Origin of the sequence: Microcystis sp. M53598_WE2 (assembly GCF_030067735.1) — a bacterium.
In the GTDB taxonomy this organism is placed as follows: Bacteria; Cyanobacteriota; Cyanobacteriia; order Cyanobacteriales; family Microcystaceae; genus Microcystis; species Microcystis aeruginosa.
Map to the genome: position 1 here is coordinate 1 of NZ_JASJFE010000878.1, position 5,559 is coordinate 5,559.

Annotated in this window: 5 protein-coding genes; all 5 read right to left on the reverse strand. The window is 45.9% G+C overall.

Going from position 1 to position 5,559, the window contains the following annotated elements:
* Positions 1-238: 238 nt before the first annotated feature.
* The 5 genes from psb34 to hoxE all read right to left on the reverse strand — a co-directional run bounded on the left by psb34 (position 239) and on the right by hoxE (position 5,140).
* Complete coding sequence (gene psb34 / locus PX636_RS17825) at positions 239-547, reverse strand: photosystem II assembly protein Psb34 (protein ID WP_002734380.1); 309 nt, start codon at positions 545-547, stop codon at positions 239-241.
* Between the two features lie 173 nt (positions 548-720).
* Positions 721-2,094 (reverse strand): gluconeogenesis factor YvcK family protein, encoded by a 1,374-nt coding sequence (locus tag PX636_RS17830; protein WP_125731349.1) that lies wholly within the window; start codon positions 2,092-2,094, stop codon positions 721-723.
* A gap of 292 nt (positions 2,095-2,386) precedes the next feature.
* Positions 2,387-2,872, reverse strand: coding sequence for a Tic20 family protein (locus PX636_RS17835; RefSeq protein ID WP_288118123.1), 486 nt, complete (start codon positions 2,870-2,872; stop codon positions 2,387-2,389).
* Between the two features lie 122 nt (positions 2,873-2,994).
* The gene (nuoF, locus tag PX636_RS17840; protein WP_002797504.1) at positions 2,995-4,602 is read right to left on the reverse strand and encodes an NADH-quinone oxidoreductase subunit NuoF; all 1,608 of its coding nucleotides are present in this window, start codon (positions 4,600-4,602) and stop codon (positions 2,995-2,997) included.
* A 28-nt stretch (positions 4,603-4,630) separates the two neighbouring features.
* Positions 4,631-5,140 (reverse strand): bidirectional hydrogenase complex protein HoxE, encoded by a 510-nt coding sequence (gene hoxE / locus PX636_RS17845; protein WP_002762924.1) that lies wholly within the window; start codon positions 5,138-5,140, stop codon positions 4,631-4,633.
* Positions 5,141-5,559: the final 419 nt, after the last annotated feature.

Consider the following 5,559-nt stretch of genomic DNA (forward strand, 5'->3'; position numbering starts at 1 on the left):
CTTTGAGAAGTTATCTCTATTGGTTGTTCTATTGTTGATCACGAAGCAACCCACAAAAAACTGAAAAAAATTGTCAAGTTTAGCAAAGTAAAAAAGTTCAGCTGTCAGATTTACTATTTGGACAGATAGATAGAGTCGGTTCCAATATATGCTCCCGATACTTGGGATGCAGACTCTATGGTGTAAATTAAAGTTTTCTTGTCTCGCTCAACTTAAATGTCAATCCTACGGTTTTTATCTAGCTAACGGAAAAGGTGATTAATAACACCAAAGCAACCAACAAAACCGCCCCTACTCCTTGCAAAATATACCATTTTTGCTGTTCTAAAGATGGGGATTTTGATAGATAAATCTTGGGTTCGCTACCATAGTTATTGATGATTCCTTCATCATCTACTGTATAGCCCTCTGGGAGAGGTATATTAAGTGATTGATAGTTTTGCCCGTTTATATCTAGTTTAACCTCAGCAGGAATTAATTCACTTCCATCGCTTGGGGAATAGACTGTCGCACCTGTCTCTTGATTAGATTTAGTAGAGTAGTGCATGATCATCTCTCTTCAAAATCTGAGTATAACACAGAATAAGGCGAAATGGTTTTTAGGCTAATTTTTTCCTAGGGCTTTAATCAGCAAATTTGGCTAATGTCGGCAAATTAAAGCAAAAAATATGATTTTATAACTTGACAAAGCTAGATAAAAACATTTAGTCAACTCGCTATTCACTTTTTAGCATACCAGCGCCATAAAACTCGCGCTAAACGTTGGGGATCATGACTAACTTTGGCAGTAACTTCATCTTCTGCCATTACATTCGCTAAAACAATGCGATAACCCATTTTTCCCACCTCCTCGCGGTCTAAAAACACAGGATGACTATGCTCTTGGGCGTATAATTGCAGAGATTGGGGCGATGGTGCAGTTCTTTGGGCTAAAACTGCATCAAAGACGCGTTCCTCGCAGACTTTTTCGATCGCCCGAATATGATCAGCCACCGAATAATTATCCGTTTCCCCCGGCTGGGTCATAATATTACAAACATAGACACGGGGGACTGTCACCTGTGCTAGGGCCTGACGAATTGCGGGAACCAACAAATTAGGGATAATACTGGTATAAAGACTACCCGGCCCGATAATAATATAATCTGCCTCCTTGATTGCCGCTAAAGCAGCCGGTAAAGCGACCGGATCGGCAGGATGACAGCCAATCTGACGAATTTGCCCCATAGCTTCGGTTATCTTCGATTCTCCCTCAATAATGCGCCCATCGGCTAACTTAGCCCAGAGACTAACATCGGTAAGGGTAGCAGGTAGCACTTTACCGCGAATGGCCAAAACTTTGGCACTAGCATCGATCGCCTGTTCCAGATCCCCAGTAATCTCGGTCATAGCGCTGATAAATAAATTACCAAAACTGTGGCCCGATAAACCATCCCCGGCATGAAAGCGATATTGAAACAATTCCGTTAATAACTTTTCCTCATCGGCTAAAGCGGCGATACAATTGCGAATATCCCCCGGGGGTAAAATGCCCATTTCCCGACGTAATCGGCCTGAAGAACCGCCATCATCAGCTACGGTGACAATAGCGGTGATATTGGAACTATACTGTTTTAAACCCCGTAAAAGCGTCGATAAACCTGTACCTCCACCGATGGCCACAATTTTCGGACCGCGATGGAGACGACGATGGGTGCGTAGGAGATCAACTAATTCCTCTGATGCGTCCGGTTGTAGTGCTTCTGTAATCGTTTCCACGGTGCGACTCTGACCCCAGAATAACAAAAAGACACCCAGCAAAACCGCCAGCGGCCCGGAAACAGAATTGGGGACCAAACGGGCGATCGTTTCTAATGCTTGGGAAACAAACTCTAAAAAGCGATTAACTGGGGTTAATTTTACCCAAATAGCTAAACCGAAGGAGGTGAGAAAAACGCCGGTTAAACTGATTAAAAGCCAGCGTTTGACAAAAAGACCGGGAGAAAGCCATTTAAACCAACGATTAACTCGTTTAGGCGTTTTTCTGCCCACAGAAGCGGCTATTTTCCCCTTCTGAGCGTTGAGTTCCCGTAGCGTCTGTTTAAATGGACTCATAGATGTGGCCTGGCAGCGAACGCATTGATTCTGGAGAGACTGTAGCCGAAAAAGGGGACAAACTCAAGCTTAATTAGGGTCTGCTGAAAAAGTTTTTTGTGGGGGTAGGGTGTGGGGTGTGGGGTGTGGGGTGTAGGGTTTTCCCGATTTTGAGGAGGTCAATTACCTAATTTTCAGGGAAAAAGTCCAGGGATTTTCCCCCCGATCACTCCCATATCTGGTACTTTTTGATTGCCAAAAAGTCTAAAAGTCTTACCCAACAAGGTTTTTAGATTTATTCAGCCAGCCTGACCTAACCTCCCACTTGAGAATAGGCCGCCTCGGAAATTGTGGGAATATCGGCGTATTTGCCGATAACCGACTGTATAATGCTGTAAACACAGGCGGCAAATGCTCCCAAAAAGACGACGTTAAAAAGAGTTTCTACCACCAAATTCGCCCCTAAACCCCTAGCGACGAAACCTAAGAGCAATCCCAATAAATACACCAAAATATCGATTAAAATCGCCTGCATGGTGTTAAACCGGATAAAATGACTAATGCGGGGATTGCGTACCACGGCAAAAAAGAGGACGAAAAAGACAATTAAACTGCCAAAGCTTCCCAGAGAACTATAGAGAAAAGCTAAGGGATATAAGGCTATTGCTAAGGCCGCTCCTAAAAAAGGAATTTGCTGGAAGATAAAGATACCGAAGGCAAAAGCCGAATATAAGGGTAAAAGATATACTAAAGCTGCAAAAATGCGATCTTTTGTATCGGTTGAGCCGCGCCAAGTCATAATCTATTGTCTCCTGAGACTACTGCTAACTCTCTTCAAGATAACCCGGCAGCCCATCAGACTTCGCGTAACTGAAGAAATTGATCGAGGCCGAACATTCTTGAACCTCGATCGAGTTATTCTCAAACAGAGACGGGGTGCTTGATTTCCTGTAACAGAGCCAGATATTCCTCCTTAAAATACTTTAGGGTACTTAAAATCGGATTGGGAGCGCTTTGACCAAGACCACAAAGACTGGTTTCCTTGACCATTTGACAGAGATGTTCTAGGTTTTCGAGGTCGTGAATATCGGCTTTTCGAGCGATAATTTTGGCCAATAATTCAAACATTTGTACTGTTCCCGTGCGACAGGGGATACATTTACCACAGGACTCCTCGCGACAGAATTCCATATAGAATTTCGCCACTTCCACCATACTGGTGGTATCATCCATAACCACCATCCCCCCGGATCCCATCATCGAACCGAGTTTGGCTAAGGATTCGTAATCCACGGGAGTATCGAGTAAATTAGCGGGAATACAACCCCCAGAGGGGCCGCCGGTTTGTACCGCTTTCACTTGACCATCGGGAACACCACCCCCCATCTCCTCGACAATTTCCCGGAGAGTAATACCCATCGGCACTTCAATCAGCCCATTATTGCGGATTTTTCCCGTTAAAGCGAAGATTTTTGTGCCTTTACTGCTGGCAGTACCGATATTGGCGTACCAAGCGGCCCCCTCGCGGATAATAGCGGCGATATTAGCGTAGGACTCGACGTTATTAATCAGGGTGGGACAACCATCGAGGCCCGATTGGGCCGGATAGGGGGGACGGGTGCGGGGAGTGCCGCGGCCGCCTTCGATAGAATGGATGAGAGCGGTTTCCTCTCCACAGACAAAAGCTCCCGCTCCGATGCGGATATCCACCTTAAAATCGAAAGTGGACTCGAATACTTGGGAACCCATTAAACCGAATTTTTTGGCCTGATTAATCGCTTTTTGCAGACGATCGATCGCCAGAGGATATTCGGCTCTAACATAGATATAACCATGATCGGCCCCCACAGCATAGGCAGCGATCGCCATTCCTTCCAGGACTAAATGGGGGTCACTTTCCAAAACACTACGGTCCATAAACGCCCCGGGGTCGCCTTCATCAGCATTACAGATAACGTATTTTTGTTTACCCGGTTGTTTAGCCACCGTCGCCCATTTTAAACCGGTGGGATAACCCGCACCGCCCCGGCCGCGCAAACCGCTTTGGGTGATTTCCTCCACCACCTGGGCCGGAGTCATCTCGTAGAGGGCCTTGTAGAGAGATTGATAACCCCCGACGGCGATATATTCCTCAATGCGATCGGGATCGATTTTACCGCTATTTTCCCGGACAATTTTGACTTGATGGGAGAAAAAGGGATGTTTTGAGTCCCCTAATTGCACCTCGGTTTTGCCGCCGTTTAAGGCTGCAATAATGCTGGCCGCACTTTCCGGGGTGACTTCTTCGTATAAGAGATCCTGGGGATCCACTTCCACCAACGGACCGCGACCACAAAAACCCATACAACCGACCCCGACCACTTCGACTGTATCCTCTAGGTCTGCCTCTTGGACGGCAGTGGCGAGGTTTTTTTTGATTTGGAGGGAGTTAGCAGCTTGGCAACCGGTGGAAGTGCAACAATGCACCCGGATGCTTTTTTGTCTAGTTTTTTCTTTCTCGGCCACTGCCAATAATTCTTGTAAGTCCATATTCTTCTCAATCCACTAGAGTGAAAAATTACTGGGAGAAACTCTGTAGTTTCGCTAAGACAGTTTCCGAATCTTGTTTAGGGGCCACGACTCCATCGAAGACCACGGCCGGCGCAATCCCACAGGCCCCGATACAACGGGCCGACACTAGGGAAATTTCTCCATCGGCGGTGGTTTCTCCCACTTTGACATCAAAGGCGTTTTCGATGTCTTCGAGGATTTTGCCGCTGCCTTTGACATAACAAGCAGTCCCCATACAGATGATACAGGTGTGTTTTCCCGCCGGTTTCAGGGAAAAGAGATGGTAGAAGGTTGCTACCCCATAGACGCGACTGAGGGGCAGTTTTAGCGCCCGGGCAACGTAGAGGAGAACATCTTCTTCTAGGAATCCAAAGGCTTCTTGAGCTTTGTGCAGGACTTCAATCAGGGCTGATTGATTATATCCTGCCCGCTTCATGGTGATGTCGAGGACTTTGAAGCGTTTATCGCCACTGGGATGCTCTTTTTTCTCCGTTTGACGAGGATTGGCAGTTTGCATAAATCTGAACCAAATAAATTTTAGGGGCGATGACGGGAAAAAGATGGAGAGTTGTCGGTTTTCCTTGGTCATCTCCCTGCTTTTATTCTGACACTGGCTCCGGAGGGCGATCGATAACTTTATCTTTCCTTTAGTTATTGGGGGATATTCAGTTATCAGTGACCAGTAATCAGTTTCCCTAAGCTGTGGAAGATGAATTTAAGCCATTTTTCAAGAATCTGGACTGAGATATAAGGCAATGCTGCATTACACTGCGTTAATACCAACGATAAGAAAGGCAATCGCACTCGATAAGATTGAACCCCACAGAAAACGGGTTTCTTTAAGAAACCCGTTTTCTGAAAGCATCCCCCTCTTTTCGTAAGTAGCTGGTTATAATTAAATTAAAAATGGATTTTAGGTTCGATCCCCCCTGCCCC